General features: G+C 54.2%; 12 protein-coding genes and 1 pseudogene. 7 read left to right on the top strand and 6 right to left on the bottom strand.

All coding sequences use genetic code 11. The annotated features are described in order from the left end of the window. The first annotated feature begins 75 nt into the window (after positions 1-75). A complete protein-coding gene (locus H7R58_RS19865) occupies positions 76-696 on the top strand; it encodes a recombinase family protein (RefSeq protein ID WP_032664618.1) in 621 nt (206 codons plus the stop codon). 199 nt (positions 697-895) lie between these two features. On the opposite strand, the gene H7R58_RS25650 is transcribed toward H7R58_RS19865, so the two are convergent. Next, entirely contained in the window at positions 896-961 is a 66-nt protein-coding gene (locus H7R58_RS25650; protein ID WP_182934817.1) for a prepilin-type N-terminal cleavage/methylation domain-containing protein, read from the bottom strand. Between the two features lie 244 nt (positions 962-1,205). After that, positions 1,206-2,099: a carboxylating nicotinate-nucleotide diphosphorylase gene (nadC, locus tag H7R58_RS19855; RefSeq protein WP_106925440.1), complete on the bottom strand. Its 894-nt coding sequence runs from the start codon at positions 2,097-2,099 to the stop codon at positions 1,206-1,208. Between the two features lie 87 nt (positions 2,100-2,186). Between nadC and ampD the strand changes: the two genes are divergently transcribed. After that, positions 2,187-2,750, top strand: coding sequence for a 1,6-anhydro-N-acetylmuramyl-L-alanine amidase AmpD (gene ampD, locus H7R58_RS19850; protein WP_106925442.1), 564 nt, complete (start codon positions 2,187-2,189; stop codon positions 2,748-2,750). Further along, complete coding sequence (gene ampE, locus H7R58_RS19845) at positions 2,747-3,601, top strand: beta-lactamase regulator AmpE (protein ID WP_182929461.1); 855 nt, start codon at positions 2,747-2,749, stop codon at positions 3,599-3,601. The genes ampD and ampE overlap by 4 nt, the downstream gene beginning before the upstream one ends. 74 nt (positions 3,602-3,675) lie before the next feature. Here the strand turns inward: ampE and H7R58_RS19840 are convergent, their stop codons facing one another. The 3 genes and pseudogenes from H7R58_RS19840 to aroP form a co-directional block, all read right to left on the bottom strand. After that, positions 3,676-4,626, bottom strand: coding sequence for a glycoside hydrolase family 43 protein (locus H7R58_RS19840; protein ID WP_106925446.1), 951 nt, complete (start codon positions 4,624-4,626; stop codon positions 3,676-3,678). Beyond that, a pseudogene (locus H7R58_RS19835) lies at positions 4,626-6,035 on the bottom strand (glycoside-pentoside-hexuronide (GPH):cation symporter). Before H7R58_RS19835 ends, H7R58_RS19840 begins: the two are co-directional and overlap by 1 nt. A gap of 166 nt (positions 6,036-6,201) precedes the next feature. Continuing rightward, positions 6,202-7,572 carry an aromatic amino acid transporter AroP gene (gene aroP, locus H7R58_RS19830; RefSeq protein ID WP_106925450.1) on the bottom strand — a complete coding sequence of 457 codons (1,371 nt, stop codon included), beginning with the start codon at positions 7,570-7,572 and terminating at the stop codon, positions 6,202-6,204. A 536-nt stretch (positions 7,573-8,108) separates the two neighbouring features. Between aroP and pdhR the strand changes: the two genes are divergently transcribed. The 4 genes from pdhR to lpdA all read left to right on the top strand — a co-directional run bounded on the left by pdhR (position 8,109) and on the right by lpdA (position 15,230). Further along, positions 8,109-8,873, top strand: coding sequence for a pyruvate dehydrogenase complex transcriptional repressor PdhR (gene pdhR, locus H7R58_RS19825; protein WP_106925452.1), 765 nt, complete (start codon positions 8,109-8,111; stop codon positions 8,871-8,873). Positions 8,874-9,028: 155 nt separating this feature from the next. After that, positions 9,029-11,692, top strand: a complete 2,664-nt coding sequence (aceE, locus tag H7R58_RS19820) for a pyruvate dehydrogenase (acetyl-transferring), homodimeric type (protein ID WP_182929459.1) — start codon at positions 9,029-9,031, stop codon at positions 11,690-11,692. 14 nt (positions 11,693-11,706) lie between these two features. Next, the gene (aceF, locus tag H7R58_RS19815) at positions 11,707-13,599 is read left to right on the top strand and encodes a pyruvate dehydrogenase complex dihydrolipoyllysine-residue acetyltransferase (protein ID WP_106925456.1); all 1,893 of its coding nucleotides are present in this window, start codon (positions 11,707-11,709) and stop codon (positions 13,597-13,599) included. Between the two features lie 206 nt (positions 13,600-13,805). After that, positions 13,806-15,230 carry a dihydrolipoyl dehydrogenase gene (gene lpdA / locus H7R58_RS19810; protein ID WP_106925639.1) on the top strand — a complete coding sequence of 475 codons (1,425 nt, stop codon included), beginning with the start codon at positions 13,806-13,808 and terminating at the stop codon, positions 15,228-15,230. A 123-nt stretch (positions 15,231-15,353) separates the two neighbouring features. Here the strand turns inward: lpdA and H7R58_RS19805 are convergent, their stop codons facing one another. After that, entirely contained in the window at positions 15,354-16,151 is a 798-nt protein-coding gene (locus tag H7R58_RS19805) for a DUF2950 family protein (RefSeq protein ID WP_182929458.1), read from the bottom strand.

Genomic DNA, 16,151 nt, shown 5'->3' with positions numbered 1-16,151 from the left:
TTCATTAAATTAACTTTACAACTTAAAATGAACCAAATATAATGAACCACATAAAACAGACCGATGGGGTGTGTCATGAGAGTTTGGGGTTATCTTCGAGCTTCGACGAAGGAGCAGGATGCAGGCAGAGCCTTTAATGAGTTAGAGGCATTTGCCCATTCGCATGATCTGAAGGTATCAAAGTACTTCAAAGAGAATGAATCAGGTGCAAGCCTGCAACGCCCTCAGTTATTCCTGCTTTTGGAAATAGCAGAACGTGGTGACATTTTGCTTTGTGAGCAAATTGACCGAATCAGCCGCCTTACTGGTGAGGATTGGAAAACCCTTCGAGGGCTTATTGAGTCTAAGGGGATCAGAGTCGTGTCGTTGGATTTACCCACAAGCCACCAGCTTTTAAATGTTCAGGACGAATTCACCGCCCGTATGTTTGAAGCAATGAATTCAATGATGCTGGATATGTTGGCGGCAATCAGCCGCAAAGACTACGAAGATCGCCGCAGACGGCAAATGCAGGGTATTGAAAAGGCCAAAAATGAGAAAAAGTATCGAGGCCGCCCGGTAGATGAGAGTCTACACAATAAAGTACAAGAATTACTGTCTGACGGAAAAAGCTGGAACAAAATTCAGGCGTTAATCGGTTGCTCTAGAGCTACCATTGCGAAAGTGGCGAAAAATACACCTCTGACAAAAGGTTAGTAGCTAACAATCGGCTGAGAGTGTCAGTACTGGCAGCATTGAGAACTGATATAGCGGCAAGGGGCAAAGGAAGAGGGTTCACAGGGCTTTGTTTCCTGAATCCTTTCGATATCTTGATACTACTTTATGAAGGGGCTTTATAGCCTCTTTTTTATTTCATTATAATCAACATGTTAAATATTGTTTCTGCGTTTAATTATTACAGTAATTTACTGTTGATAATCACCATCAGTTCGATAAGGGTAAAGCCCCGTTGTCTGTTCATATTGTGCTCCTTGCTGAAACTGGCGGTACTTTGGCAGAGCGTCGAAACGACAGCGAGGGGCGAAAAGGCATTCAGGATAGGGCCTTCCAGTTTTTTTCCGACGGTTGCAGAAGTGAACGTGGAAAATGGAAGGCGGGTCGAAAAACGTCTTCGAGGAGGATCTGTGGGCCGGATGGCGGCGTAAACGCCTTTCCGGCCTACAACGTTATGATCGGTCTAGCTCGCAGGGAAGGCCTTTCCTGGCTTAGCGGAAGCGCATCGACAGGTCGAGGGCGCGAACGTGTTTGGTCAGCGCGCCGACGGAGATAAAGTCGACGCCGGTTTCGGCAAACTCGCGGAGGGTGTCGAAAGTGACGTTGCCGGAGACTTCCAGCTGCGCCTGACCCTGGGTGATCTTTACCGCTTCGCGCATCTGTTCGGTGTCGAAGTTATCGAGCATGATAATGTCGGCGCCGGCCTTCAGCGCTTCACGCAGCTCCTGCAGGGTTTCCACTTCCACTTCCACCGGTACGTCAGGGTGCAGCCAGAAGGCTTTTTCTACCGCCTGGCGTACGGATCCGGAAGCAATAATGTGATTTTCTTTAATCAGGAAGGCGTCGGATAATCCCAGGCGGTGGTTAGCGCCGCCGCCGCACAGCACGGCATATTTTAATGCAGTGCGCAGGCCTGGCAGCGTTTTGCGCGTGTCCAGCAGCTGCGTATGGGTGCCTTCCAGCAGGTTGACGTATTTACGCACTTCGCTGGCGACGCCGGAGAGCGTTTGAACAAAGTTCAGCGCGGTGCGTTCGCCGGTTAACAGCACGCGCGACGGGCCGTTAATTTCGAACAGCGGCTGATTGGCGACCACGGTGTCGCCGTCGGCCACGTGCCAGGTGAGCGTGACGTCATCACCGGCCAATTGGATGAAGACCTCTTCTACCCAGCGCTTGCCGCAGAATACGCCGTCTTCACGGGTAATGACCACGGCGTGCGAGTGGCTGTTTTCCGGCAGGAGTTGTGCGGTAATATCGTTATGCGCGTCAACTTCACCTCCCAGATCTTCGCGCAGCGCGTGGGCCACGGCGTTGGGAATATCGAGGTTGATACGTTCTAACAGCGCGTCACGTCGGTGGTCTGGGTTGTAGCGGCGAGGCGGCATGATAAAGCTCCAAATTGGTAACGATGCGAAAGATTGAAACATGCTACTCTGAACCGAGTAGCATAACCATACGTAAGGAGATCCTGAATGCAGTTAGATAAGGGCTGGCTGGTGGGCGTTCGGCACGTGCCTTCTCCCCATCACGACAGTCGTCCAGAGGATGAGGTCCCCTCGCTGCTGGTTGTGCATAATATTAGCTTACCGCCGGGCCAATTTGGCGGCCCCTGGATAGACGCCCTGTTTACCGGTACGCTCGATCCTGATGCCGATCCGTTCTTTGCGGAAATTGCCCATCTGCGGGTTTCAGCCCACTGTCTTATTCGCCGCGACGGCGAGATTGTTCAGTACGTTGCCTTTGATAAGCGCGCCTGGCACGCTGGCGTTTCGAGCTATCGTGGTCGCGAGCGCTGTAATGATTTCTCTATCGGTATTGAGCTGGAAGGCACCGATACGTTGGCCTATACCGACGCGCAGTATCTGCAGCTGGCGGCTTTGACCCAGCTGTTAATCACCGAGTATCCTGCCATTGCCGACAACATGACCGGCCACTGTGATATCGCGCCCGTGCGCAAAACCGATCCCGGCCCGGCTTTTGATTGGGATCGTTTTCGCGCGCAGGTCACCCCTTCGTCGAATAAGGAGATGACATGACGTTGTTTACCACGCTTCTGGTGTTGTTTGCGGAGCGCTTGTTTAAGCTCGGCGAGCACTGGCAGCTTGACCACAGGCTGGAGGCCCTGTTCCGCCGGGTGAAACATTACTCACTGGCCGCAATGCTGGCGATGACCGTCGTGGCGATGGCGTTGGTGGCGCTGATTCAGCGTGCGCTGGAAGGGCTGCTGTTTAACGTACCGACGCTGATTTTCTGGATTTTGCTGGGGCTGCTGTGCATCGGCGCGGGGCGCGTTCGTCTGCACTATCACGCCTATCTGAAGGCGGCGTCGCGCGATGATACCCACGCGCGTGATGCGATGGCCTGCGAGCTGACGATGATTCACGGCGTGCCTCCTGGCTGTAACGAGCGGGAGTTCCTGCGGGAATTACAGAATGCGCTGCTGTGGATTAACTACCGTTTCTACCTCGCGCCGCTGTTCTGGTTTGTGGTGGGCGGCAGTTGGGGGCCGGTGGCGTTAATGGGCTATGCGTTCCTGCGCTCATGGCAGTCCTGGCTGGCGCGCTATCAAACGCCGCACCAGCGTTTACAGTCGGGCATCGATGCCATACTTCACGTGGTGGACTGGGTGCCGGTGCGCCTGGTTGGCGTCGTGTATGCGCTGATTGGTCACGGAGAGAAAGCGCTGCCGGCGTGGTTTGCCTCGCTGGGCGACCGCCATTCATCGCAGTATCAGGTGTTAACCACCCTGGCACAGTATTCGCTGGCGCGCGAGCCGCACGTGGATAAAGTGGCAACGCCGAAAGCGGCGGTTTCGATGGCCAAGAAAACGTCGTACGCGGTCGTCGTGGTAATGGCGCTGCTGACCATTTATGGGACGTTAGTGTAGCGTTGTGCCGGATGGCGCTTATCCGGCCTGCATTACGGCAGGCCCGGTAAGCGTAGCGCCACCGGGCAAGAGGTTTACTGCGAATCTGCCGGCGGGATGCCGAAATCAGGCATCCCGTCGTCCTTCCAGCGCACCGTCTTCAGGCGGGTATGTCGATTCGGGTCATACAGCGGGTCGCCCTCAATCTCCGTGTAGTTTCTTGCGTGATACACCAACACATCTTCCCCTTCAGGCGTCTGTGTAAAGCTGTTGTGCCCCGGCCCATACTGGCGATTTTCGTCGCTGGTGGTAAACACCGGCGTGGGCGATTTATGCCAGTTTGCCGCATGGGTCATATCAGCATCTTTATCAATCCACAGCAGTCCCATGCAGTAGTTTTCATCGGTCGCGCTGGCGGAGTAGCTGATAAACAGACGGTCGCCGTGAGTGACGACGGCAGGCCCTTCGTTCACCAGAAAACCGCGGCATTCCCAGTCGAACGCCGGTTGGCTGAGCATCACCGGTTCACCTTTTAGCGTCCATGGGTTTTCCAGCTCGGCAAGATACAGGTTCGAATTACCGGCAATGTCCGGCGATTTTTGCGCCCACAGATACCACTGTTTGCCCTGATGCTCAAAGGTGGTGGCGTCTAGGCAAAAGGTATCGAACGGCGTTTTGACCTGACCTTTCTCCACCCATTTGCCGTTCAGCGGATCGGCGTCGCTGCACTCCAGCGCGAACATGCGATGCTGGAACATCCCCTGGCTATCGAGCGCCTGGGTGTGGGCGGCGGCGAAGTAGATATACCAACGACCGTTAATGTGGTGCAGCTCCGGAGCCCAGATAAGCTGGCTCATCGGGCCGGTTTCGGGTTTACGCCAGACCACCACCGGCTGGGCGGTACGCAGGCCATCGAGGTCAGCGGCGCGGCGGATTTCCAGCCGATCATATTCCGGCACGGAGGCGATAAAATAGTACTCTCCCTGGTGGCGCAGAATAAACGGGTCTGCGCGCTGCTCAATAAAGGGGTTGGGCCAGTTCTTCATCAGGCTTTCCTTACGTGTTCAGTCGTTTTCAGTTCTTGCTGGTACTCATTCAGCTCGCGATAGTTAGCGCGGCGCTTTTCCAGGTCTTCCTGGATTTGTTTCATCAACTGGCGGTCAACCTTGAGCAGACGCACCACTCCGGCGGTAATCAGGTAGCCGATGCCGGGAATGACGGTGAACAGCAGCATAATACCGTTAATCGTGGTGTCGCTTTGCGCTTTCGCGCCCGCGTCGTAGCCGTACCAGGAGAGCAGGAAACCGACCATTGCGCCCGCGACCGCCAGGCCAACCTTCAGGAAGAACAGGTTGCCGGAGAAGCTGATGCCGGTGATGCGTTTGCCGGTTTTCCATTCACCGTAGTCGTCTACGTCGGCCATCAGCGACCAGTGCAGCGGCGAGGGAATCTGGTGCAGGACGTTGAGCAGGAAATAGAGCACCGCGATCAGTACGGTGGCATGCGGGTCGAAGAAGTAAAAGGCGATGGAGAACGCGGCCAGGACAATGTTGGTCCAGAAGAAGACCTGCAGTTTACACCAGCGGTCGGTTAGCACTTTTGCCAGCATGCTGCCAAACATCATGCCGACGACGCCAAGGCTGATAAACAGCGTTGCAAAGTGGGTGCTTTCTCCCATAACTCAGGTGACGTAGTACATGGTGGCGGCCATACGGATAAAGCCGGGGCAGACGTTACACAGCGTCAGCAGCAGAATGCGCACCCACTGGTCGTTTTTCCACACGTCTTTTAAATCTTGTTTCAGTTCATCGTTAGTCTGCACAGCCGGGCGTACGCGTTCGCGTACGGTGGAGAAGCAGAACAGAAACATGCACATCCCGATAAAGGCCAGCACGGTCATCGCCAGCTGATAGCCTTTGGCTTTGTCACCGCCGCCGAACCAGTCAACCATTGGCAGCAGCGTCAGCGACAGCAGCAGCGTGGCGATGCCAGCCAGCACGAAGCGATAGGACTGGCAGGCAACGCGCTCCTGCGGGTCGTTCGTGATAACGCTGCCCAGCGAGCAGTAGGGAATGTTGATGGCGGTATAGGTGATCGACAGCAGGAAATAGGTAACAAACGCATAGATAACTTTGCTGCTGTAGCTCCATTCCGGCGTGGTGAACATCAGCACGCTGAAGAGGGCGTAGGGGAAGGCAATCCACAGCAACCATGGACGAAAACGGCCATACTTGCTGCGGGTACGGTCGGCCAGTGCGCCCATAATCGGGTCGGTCACGGCGTCGATAACGCGAACAGAGAGCAGCAGTACGCCAACCAACGCCGGCGCAAGGCCGAAAATATCGGTATAAAAATAGTTAACGAACAGCATGATAGCGCCGAAGATGATGTTGCATCCTGCATCGCCCATGCCATAGCCAATCTTCTCTTTCACTGACAGTTTACTTGAGTTCATCGCCAGACCTCTCCCGAATAATATGGAGGAGATTATTGGCAGCTAAACGGCGAAATGCGTAGCAGGATAACGTTAATCATATGGATAAAATTGCTGCGAAAAGGAAACTGTGAGGCAGGTAACATAGAGGTAAACGCCCCCTCAGGAGGTGAGGGGGCGGGGAGTATTACAGCGCTTTAACGGTTTTGGCGCCTTTCTGCTTAAACAGGTAGCCAATGCCGAGGATCAGAATCCATACCGGAATCAGCCACACGGAAATGGCCATACCCGGGGTCATCACCATAATCACCAGCACTGCGGCCATGAAGACCAGGCAGATCCAGTTGCCCAGCGGGTAGAACAGCGCCGGGAAGCGCGTGGTCACGCCCTGTTGCTGTTTTGCCTTGCGGAACTTCATGTGTGCCAGGCTAATCATCGCCCAGTTGATCACCAGCGCCGAGACCACCAGCGCCATCAGCAGTCCGAATGCGGACTCTGGGGCCAGGTAGTTGATCAGCACGCACAGCGCGGTGACGACGGCGGAAACCAGAATGGTGTTCACCGGTACGCCGCGTTTATCCACGCTCAGCAGCGCTTTCGGGGCGTTACCCTGCTGCGCCAGGCCGAAAAGCATACGGCTGTTGCAGTATACGCAGCTGTTGTACACGGAGAGTGCAGCGGTCAGCACCACGATGTTCAGGGCATTTGCCACCAGCGAGTCACCCAGCTCATGGAAGATAAGCACGAACGGGCTGACATCTGCGGTGACGCGGGTCCACGGCATCAGCGAGAGCAGTACCGCCAGCGAGCCCACATAGAAAATCAGAATACGGTAGATAACCTGATTGGTGGCTTTCGGGATGCTCTGTTCCGGGTTATCCGCTTCTGCTGCGGTGATACCCACCAGCTCAAGGCCACCGAAGGAGAACATGATGATCGCCATCATCATCACCAGCCCCATCCAGCCGTGCGGCAGGAAGCCGCCCTGTTCCCACAGGTTGCGAACGGTCGCCTGCGGGCCTGCGGTGCCGCTGAACAGCAGCCATGCGCCGAACAGAATCATCGCGATAACGGCCACCACTTTGATAATGGCAAACCAGAACTCCATCTCACCGAACACTTTCACGTTGGTCAGGTTGATGGCGTTGATAGCAATGAAGAAGACGGCCGCCGATGCCCAGGTTGGGATCTCTGGCCACCAGAACTGGATGTATTTACCGACGGCGGTCAGTTCCGCCATGGCAACCAGAACGTACAGCACCCAGTAGTTCCAGCCTGATGCGAAGCCGGCGAAGTTGCCCCAGTACTTATAGGCAAAGTGGCTGAAGGAGCCTGCTACCGGCTCTTCCACCACCATTTCGCCAAGCTGGCGCATGATCATAAAGGCAATAAAACCGGCGATAGCGTAGCCGAGAATAATACCGGGACCGGCAGATTGAATAACGGAGGCGCTGCCAAGAAACAGGCCGGTGCCGATAGCGCCGCCCAGAGCGATCAGCTGTATATGGCGGTTCTTAAGGCCGCGCTTAAGCTGTGCGCCTTGCTGTTGACCTTCCATTGTGAAACCTCGTGTGTGGTTATTATTGTGACGCTGTTGTGCGTATGTACTTAAGAAATTCCGTTTTCTGTATTGTTTTATTTACGAAATGCTTTTCTTAAAAAGAGGTAAGACTCTTTCGTCATGAGCAGAATAGTGGTAAGCGCGGCGGAATGCACCTGCTTTGTGAAGGGATGATGACGAATTGGATAAAAAGACAACAGTAGTCACGAGGCGCCAAAAATGAAAAATTCGCAATTACTGAATTTATATTCATTTTATTGAATTTAAATTCAGTAATTGATTAATTGAAACGGTTCAGTTTGCTTAATTTTGTTTGGTTTTAGTTAATTATACTTCTTTATAGGTAAAGTTGTTTTTTGTGCAAAGTTACATTTCTGAAACATCATTTCTGTAATGTTGTTAAAAAGTGCCGGGTTTACTGATTTCAATCAAAACCTGTATGGACATAAGGTGAATACTTTGTTACTTTAGCGCTACGAACTTGAAATTGGTAAGACCAATTGACTCCGGGCTAATGGCAGAGACAGGGAACAATGGCCTACAGCAAAATCCGCCAACCAAAACTATCCGATGTGATTGAGCAGCAGTTGGAGTTTTTGATCCTCGAGGGGACCTTACGCCCCGGCGAAAAACTTCCACCTGAACGCGAGCTGGCAAAACAGTTCGACGTTTCCCGCCCTTCGCTGCGTGAGGCGATTCAACGCCTCGAAGCCAAAGGGTTACTGCTTCGTCGTCAGGGCGGCGGGACTTTTGTTCAGAGCAGCCTATGGCAGAGCTTCAGCGATCCGCTGGTTGAGCTACTGTCCGACCACCCTGAATCCCAATTTGATCTGCTAGAGACCCGTCACGCGCTGGAAGGTATCGCGGCTTATTACGCGGCACTGCGCAGCACTGATGAAGATCGCGTACGCATTCGCGAGCTGCATCAGGCCATTGAGCGGGCTCAGCAGTCGGGCGACCTTGACGCTGAATCAGACGCCGTCGTCCAGTATCAAATTGCGGTCACCGAAGCTGCCCACAACGTGGTGCTGCTTCACCTGCTACGGTGTATGGAGCCGATGCTGGCGCAAAATGTTCGCCAGAACTTTGAACTGCTGTACGCCCGCCGGGAGATGCTCCCGCTGGTCAGCAATCATCGTACAGGCATTTTCGAAGCGATTATGGCCGGCGAGCCCGAACAGGCGCGCGAAGCGTCACACCGCCACCTGGCCTTCATCGAAGAGATTTTGCTGGATCGCAGCCGTGAACAGAGCCGCCGTGAGCGCTCGTTACGCCGCCTCCAGCAGCGAAAGGAATAAGCTTTTTTCTGGCAGTCGTTTGACCAGAAAATGTAGAAATGCGCCTTTAGCGCGCGGCAACTAAACGCAGAACCTGTCTTATTGCGTTTTCCCACGAAAGCGCAATGGGACAGGTTCCAGACAAATCAACGTACTAGATAGATAAGGAATAACCCATGTCAGAACGTTTACACAATGACGTGGATCCGATCGAAACTCGCGACTGGCTACAGGCGATCGAATCGGTCATCCGTGAAGAAGGTGTTGAGCGCGCTCAGTATCTGATCGACCAACTGCTCTCTGAAGCCCGCAAAGGCGGCGTTCAGGTTGCGGCGGGTGCAGGAGCTAGCGGTTACGTCAACACTATTGCCGTTGAAGATGAACCGGAATACCCGGGCAATCTGGAGCTGGAACGTCGTATTCGTTCTGCTATCCGTTGGAACGCCATCATGACCGTGCTGCGTGCGTCTAAAAAAGACCTCGAGCTGGGCGGCCACATGGCTTCCTTCCAGTCTTCTGCGACCTTCTACGAAGTCTGCTTCAACCACTTCTTCCGTGCGCGCAACGAGCAGGATGGCGGCGACCTGGTGTACTTCCAGGGCCACATCTCTCCGGGCGTCTACGCACGTGCTTTCCTGGAAGGTCGTCTGACCGAAGAGCAGATGGACAACTTCCGTCAGGAAGTACACGGTAAAGGTCTGTCTTCTTATCCGCACCCGAAACTGATGCCAACCTTCTGGCAGTTCCCGACCGTTTCTATGGGTCTGGGTCCTATCGGCGCTATCTACCAGGCGAAATTCCTGAAATATCTGGAACACCGTGGCCTGAAAGACACTTCCAAACAAACCGTTTATGCCTTCCTGGGCGACGGCGAGATGGATGAGCCGGAATCCAAAGGTGCGATCACCATCGCGACCCGTGAAAAACTGGACAACCTGGTCTTTGTGATCAACTGTAACCTGCAGCGTCTTGACGGCCCGGTAACCGGTAATGGCAAGATCATTAACGAACTGGAAGGCATCTTCGCGGGCGCTGGCTGGAACGTTATCAAGGTTATCTGGGGCGGTCGTTGGGATGAGCTGCTGCGTAAAGATACCAGCGGTAAACTGATCCAACTGATGAACGAAACCGTTGACGGCGACTACCAGACCTTCAAATCCAAAGACGGCGCTTACGTACGTGAGCACTTCTTCGGTAAATATCCGGAAACCGCAGCGCTGGTTGCCGACTGGACTGACGAGCAGATCTGGGCCCTGAACCGCGGTGGTCACGATCCGAAGAAAGTCTTCGCTGCACTGAAAAAAGCGCAGGAAACCAAAGGCAAAGCAACCGTAATCCTCGCCCATACCATCAAAGGTTACGGCATGGGTGACACCGCTGAAGGTAAAAACATCGCTCACCAGGTTAAGAAAATGAACATGGACGGCGTGCGCTACATCCGCGACCGTTTCAACGTTCCTGTGACCGACGAGCAGGTTGAAAAACTGTCTTACATTACCTTCCCGGAAGGTTCTGAAGAACACACCTATCTGCACGCTCAGCGTCAGAAACTGCACGGCTACCTGCCGAGCCGTCAGCCGAACTTCGATGAGAAGTTAGAGCTGCCGACGCTGGAAGATTTCGGCCCGCTGCTGGAAGAGCAGAACAAAGAGATCTCCACCACTATCGCGTTCGTCCGTGCGCTGAACGTGATGCTGAAGAACAAGTCCATCAAAGACCGCCTCGTGCCGATCATCGCCGATGAAGCGCGTACCTTTGGTATGGAAGGCCTGTTCCGTCAGATTGGTATCTACAGCCCGAACGGCCAGCAGTACACCCCGCAGGACCGTGAGCAGGTTGCCTACTACAAAGAAGACGAGAAAGGCCAGATTCTGCAGGAAGGTATCAACGAACTGGGTGCTGGCGCATCCTGGCTGGCGGCTGCGACCTCTTACAGCACCAACAACCTGCCGATGATTCCGTTCTACATCTACTACTCCATGTTCGGGTTCCAGCGTATCGGTGACCTGTGCTGGCAGGCAGGCGACCAGCAGGCTCGCGGCTTCCTGGTAGGCGGTACTTCCGGTCGTACGACGCTGAACGGTGAAGGTCTGCAGCACGAAGATGGTCACAGCCATATTCAGTCTCTGACTATCCCGAACTGTATCTCTTACGATCCATCTTACGCGTACGAAGTGGCGGTCATCATGCACGATGGTCTGGAGCGCATGTACGGTGAGAAACAAGAGAACGTTTACTACTACATCACCACGCTGAACGAAAACTACCACATGCCGGCAATGCCAGCAGGTGCCGAGGAAGGTATCCGTAAAGGTATCTACAAACTCGAAACCCTCGAAGGTAAGAAAGGTAAAGTTCAGCTGCTGGGCTCCGGTTCTATCTTGCGTCACGTCCGTGAAGCAGCACAGATCCTGGCGAACGACTACGGTGTAGGTTCTGACGTTTACAGCGTAACCTCCTTCACTGAACTGGCGCGTGATGGCCAGGATTGTGAGCGCTGGAACATGCTGCACCCGATGGAAACGCCGCGCGTTCCGTACATCGCTCAGGTAATGAACGACGCGCCGGCTGTTGCCTCTACTGACTATATGAAACTGTTTGCTGAGCAGGTTCGTACTTATGTACCGGCTGACGATTACCGCGTACTGGGTACCGACGGCTTCGGTCGCTCTGACAGCCGTGAAAACCTGCGTCACCACTTCGAAGTTGATGCTTCCTACGTGGTTGTAGCGGCACTGGGCGAACTGGCTAAACGTGGCGAAATCGATAAGAAAGTGGTTGCTGACGCAATCACCAAATTCAACATCGATGCAGAAAAAGTTAACCCGCGTCTGGCGTAAGAGGTAAAAGAACAATGGCTATCGAAATCAATGTACCGGACATCGGGGCTGATGAAGTTGAAATCACCGAGATCCTGGTCAAAGTAGGCGACAAAGTTGAAGCTGAACAGTCGCTGATCACCGTAGAAGGCGACAAAGCCTCTATGGAAGTTCCGTCTCCTCAGGCTGGTATCGTTAAAGAGATCAAAGTCTCTGTTGGCGACAAAACTGAGACCGGCAAACTGATCATGATTTTCGATTCCGCCGACGGTGCAGCAGCTGCTGCACCTGCCAAGGCAGAAGAGAAGAAAGAAGCGGCTCCGGCAGCAGCACCTGCTGCTGCAGCGGCAAAAGACGTTCACGTGCCTGATATCGGCGGCGACGAAGTTGAAGTGACCGAGATCATGGTCAAAGTCGGCGATACCGTAGCGGCTGAACAGTCTCTGATCACCGTTGAAGGTGACAAAGCGTCCATGGAAGTCCCGGCACCGTTCGCGGGCGTGGTGAAAGAGATCAAAATCAACACCGGCGACAAAGTGTCCACCGGCTCCCTGATTATGGTCTTCGAAGTGGCGGGCGCAGCGCCTGCTGCTGCACCGGCTCAGGCTGCCGCTCCGGCAGCAGCAGCGGCTCCGGCGGCTTCTGGCTCGAAAGACGTTAACGTACCGGACATCGGCGGTGACGAAGTTGAAGTGACCGAAGTGATGGTGAAAGTGGGCGATAAAATTGCCGCTGAGCAGTCACTGATCACCGTAGAAGGCGACAAAGCCTCTATGGAAGTTCCGGCACCGTTCGCAGGTACCGTAAAAGAAATCAAAATCAGCACCGGCGACAAAGTCAAAACCGGTTCTCTGATTATGGTCTTCGAAGTGGAAGGCGCAGCACCTGCTGCTCCAGCTGCCGCGGCGGCTCCAGCTCCTGCTGCTGCACCGGCTCAGGCTGCTAAACCTGCTGCCGCACCGGCTGCGAAGGCTGAAGGTAAAACCGAGTTCGCTGAGAACGACGCTTACGTTCACGCCACTCCGCTGATTCGTCGCCTGGCGCGCGAATTCGGTGTGAACCTGGCGAAAGTGAAAGGTTCTGGCCGTAAAGGTCGTATCCTGCGTGAAGACGTTCAGGCTTACGTGAAAGACGCTATCAAGCGTGCTGAAGCGGCTCCGGCTGCAGCCGCTGGCGGCGGTATCCCGGGCATGCTGCCTTGGCCGAAAGTGGACTTCAGCAAGTTTGGTGAAATCGAAGAAGTGGAACTGGGCCGTATCCAGAAAATCTCGGGTGCTAACCTGAGCCGTAACTGGGTGATGATCCCGCACGTTACTCACTTCGATAAGACCGATATCACCGATCTGGAAGCGTTCCGTAAACAGCAGAACGCCGAAGCTGAAAAACGTAAACTGGACGTGAAATTCACCCCAGTGGTCTTCATCATGAAAGCCGTTGCCGCCGCTCTGGAACAGATGCCGCGCTTCAACAGCTCTCTGTCTGAAGATGGTCAGCGCCTGACCCTGAAGAAATACATCAACATCGGTGTGGCGGTTGATACGCCAAATGGTCTGGTTGTTCCAGTCTTCAAAGACGTGAACAAGAAGAGCATTACCGAGCTGTCTCGTGAACTGACCGTGATCTCCAAGAAAGCGCGTGATGGCAAGCTGACCGCTGGCGAAATGCAGGGCGGTTGCTTCACCATCTCCAGCATCGGTGGCCTGGGTACGACCCACTTCGCGCCGATTGTTAACGCGCCGGAAGTGGCGATCCTCGGTGTCTCCAAGTCCTCTATGGAGCCAGTGTGGAACGGTAAAGAGTTTATGCCGCGTCTGATGATGCCAATTTCTCTTTCCTTCGACCACCGCGTAATCGACGGTGCGGATGGTGCGCGCTTTATCACCATCATCAACAACATGCTGTCTGACATTCGCCGTCTGGTGATGTAATAAAAAAGCCGGCCTGACGGCCGGCTTTTTTCTGGTAACCTCGGAGTGGTTAGGGGTTATCAGCAACAAAGGACAAAATCGTTTGCCGTTTGTTGTTTAAAAATTGTTAACAATTTTGTAAAATACACGCGGATAGAACGTCCCGGTGGATGATGGGCGTAATAACTATAACGTCAGACCGCCGGATACAAATGATAGAGGTCATGATGAGTACTGAAATTAAAACTCAGGTCGTGGTACTTGGGGCAGGTCCTGCGGGCTACTCTGCTGCATTCCGTTGCGCTGATTTAGGTCTGGAAACCGTAATTGTAGAACGTTACAGCACCCTCGGTGGTGTTTGTCTGAACGTTGGCTGTATCCCTTCTAAAGCACTGCTGCACGTTGCAAAAGTTATCGAAGAAGCCAAATCGCTGGCTGAACACGGTATCGTCTTCGGCGAGCCGAAAACCGATATCGACAAAATTCGTACCTGGAAAGAGAAAGTTATCACTCAGCTGACCGGTGGTCTGGCGGGTATGGCCAAAGGCCGTAAAGTGAAAGTGGTAAACGGTCTGGGTAAATTCACCGGGGCAAACACCCTGGAAGTGGAAGGCGAGAACGGTAAAACCGTCATCAACTTCGACAACGCTATCATCGCGGCGGGTTCCCGTCCGATTGAACTGCCATTCATTCCACATGAAGACCCACGCGTTTGGGACTCCACAGACGCACTGGAACTGAAAGAAGTGCCAAAACGCCTGCTGGTTATGGGCGGTGGCATCATCGGTCTGGAAATGGGTACCGTGTACCATGCGCTGGGTTCAGAGATTGACGTGGTTGAAATGTTCGACCAGGTTATCCCGGCTGCCGACAAAGACATCGTTAAAGTCTTCACCAAACGTATCAGCAAGAAATTCAACCTGATGCTGGAAACCAAAGTGACCGCCGTTGAAGCAAAAGAAGACGGTATCTACGTTTCCATGGAAGGCAAAAAAGCACCTTCAGAAGCACAGCGTTATGACGCCGTGCTGGTGGCTATCGGTCGCGTACCAAACGGTAAAAACCTCGACGCGGGCAAAGCTGGCGTAGAAGTTGACGAGCGTGGCTTCATCCACGTCGACAAACAGCTGCGTACCAACGTACCGCATATCTTTGCTATCGGCGATATCGTCGGTCAGCCGATGCTGGCGCACAAAGGTGTTCACGAAGGTCACGTTGCTGCTGAAGTTATCGCCGGCCAGAAACACTACTTCGATCCGAAAGTGATTCCATCCATTGCGTATACCGATCCAGAAGTTGCTTGGGTAGGTCTGACGGAGAAAGAAGCGAAAGAGAAAGGCATCAGCTATGAAACCGCCACCTTCCCGTGGGCTGCTTCTGGCCGTGCTATCGCTTCCGACTGCGCAGACGGTATGACCAAACTGATTTTCGACAAAGAATCTCACCGTGTTATCGGTGGTGCGATTGTCGGTACCAACGGCGGCGAGCTGCTGGGCGAAATCGGTCTGGCGATCGAAATGGGCTGTGACGCTGAAGATATCGCGCTGACTATCCACGCTCACCCGACTCTGCACGAGTCTGTTGGCCTGGCAGCAGAAATCTTTGAAGGTAGCATCACCGACCTGCCAAACCCGAAAGCGAAGAAGAAGTAAGTTCTGAGCAACGTTGCCTGATGGCGTTTCGCTTATCAGGCCTACGATGAGATAGGCCGGATAAGGCGCAAGCCGCCATCCGGCAAATAAAAAGCGGCTAACCAGCCGCTTTTTTTACGCCTGCTATTGCGCGGGCTGCCACGGTGTCTGCGTATCAAAGCGGTCGATTGCCGTCATTTTCTCCGACGTTCCCTCACCAAAGTTGGCCTGATACACGCGATCGTCCTGACCGACCATAAAGCTCATAACCCCCGTTTCGCCCCACGCAACCGGCCACGCCAGCAGCGCCACGGTACCGTTATCTCTGCCTTCAATCACGCGGAAATGGTAGCCGTGATAGCCCGCGTTCGGTGCGGCTGGGCTAAAATTCGGCCCCAGCGGGCTCGGTGCTTCACCCGGCGCTATCGGCCAGTAGAGGCCGTCTTTCTTTCCCTTGCTGCTGATGATTTTCTGCGCCCAGGCGTGATTCAATTGATAGTAATCTTCCTGCGCATCCACATAGGCGTGCATCGCGCCGATGGCCGAAAGCTCGTTACGGCCAATCGTGCGCGTCAGAATTTCATCTTTGCCAGCGGCGATATTAAACGCCCAGCCTTTGTCGCTTTTCTCCATGGGGATAGGGAGCCGCCAGCCGGCGTGACCGACTTCCAGCCAGGCGGTTGCGTTCTGTATGACGATCCGATGGCCGAGCTGCCAGTCACGAAGAAAGCGGGCTACAGCGTCCCTATCGACCCCATCGGGCGGTAAAAATTGCTGCCAGTTATCGCCAAAGAGCTGGCTCAGCTGTGGGTTATCTTTGCGGCTGACCGCGTCAACCAGCGCGCTGGCTGCCTCGTCTGGCGTAGAGAATATCTGCTGTGCCCATGCCATCAGGGGAGACATCGCCAGCGCCAGCAGGGCTATCTGTATCTGCTTTTTCAT

This window comes from Klebsiella sp. WP4-W18-ESBL-05 (assembly GCF_014169075.1).
GTDB lineage: Bacteria > Pseudomonadota > Gammaproteobacteria > Enterobacterales > Enterobacteriaceae > Kluyvera > Kluyvera ascorbata_B.
The sequence above is the reverse complement of the archived record's forward strand: the minus strand, read 5'-3'. Positions and strand labels throughout refer to the sequence as shown.

Excerpts from the sequence above, each read along its gene's own strand:
- ampD (WP_106925442.1), top strand. The coding sequence starts at position 2,187 with ATGCAGTTAGATAAGGGCTGGCTGGTGGGCGTTCGGCACGTGCCTTCT.
- aceF (WP_106925456.1), top strand. The coding sequence starts at position 11,707 with ATGGCTATCGAAATCAATGTACCGGACATCGGGGCTGATGAAGTTGAA.
- nadC (WP_106925440.1), bottom strand. The coding sequence starts at position 2,099 with ATGCCGCCTCGCCGCTACAACCCAGACCACCGACGTGACGCGCTGTTA.
- H7R58_RS19840 (WP_106925446.1), bottom strand. The coding sequence starts at position 4,626 with ATGAAGAACTGGCCCAACCCCTTTATTGAGCAGCGCGCAGACCCGTTT.
- ampE (WP_182929461.1), top strand. The coding sequence starts at position 2,747 with ATGACGTTGTTTACCACGCTTCTGGTGTTGTTTGCGGAGCGCTTGTTT.
- aceE (WP_182929459.1), top strand. The coding sequence starts at position 9,029 with ATGTCAGAACGTTTACACAATGACGTGGATCCGATCGAAACTCGCGAC.
- H7R58_RS19805 (WP_182929458.1), bottom strand. The coding sequence starts at position 16,151 with ATGAAAAAGCAGATACAGATAGCCCTGCTGGCGCTGGCGATGTCTCCC.
- aroP (WP_106925450.1), bottom strand. The coding sequence starts at position 7,572 with ATGGAAGGTCAACAGCAAGGCGCACAGCTTAAGCGCGGCCTTAAGAAC.
- H7R58_RS19865 (WP_032664618.1), top strand. The coding sequence starts at position 76 with ATGAGAGTTTGGGGTTATCTTCGAGCTTCGACGAAGGAGCAGGATGCA.
- lpdA (WP_106925639.1), top strand. The coding sequence starts at position 13,806 with ATGAGTACTGAAATTAAAACTCAGGTCGTGGTACTTGGGGCAGGTCCT.
- pdhR (WP_106925452.1), top strand. The coding sequence starts at position 8,109 with ATGGCCTACAGCAAAATCCGCCAACCAAAACTATCCGATGTGATTGAG.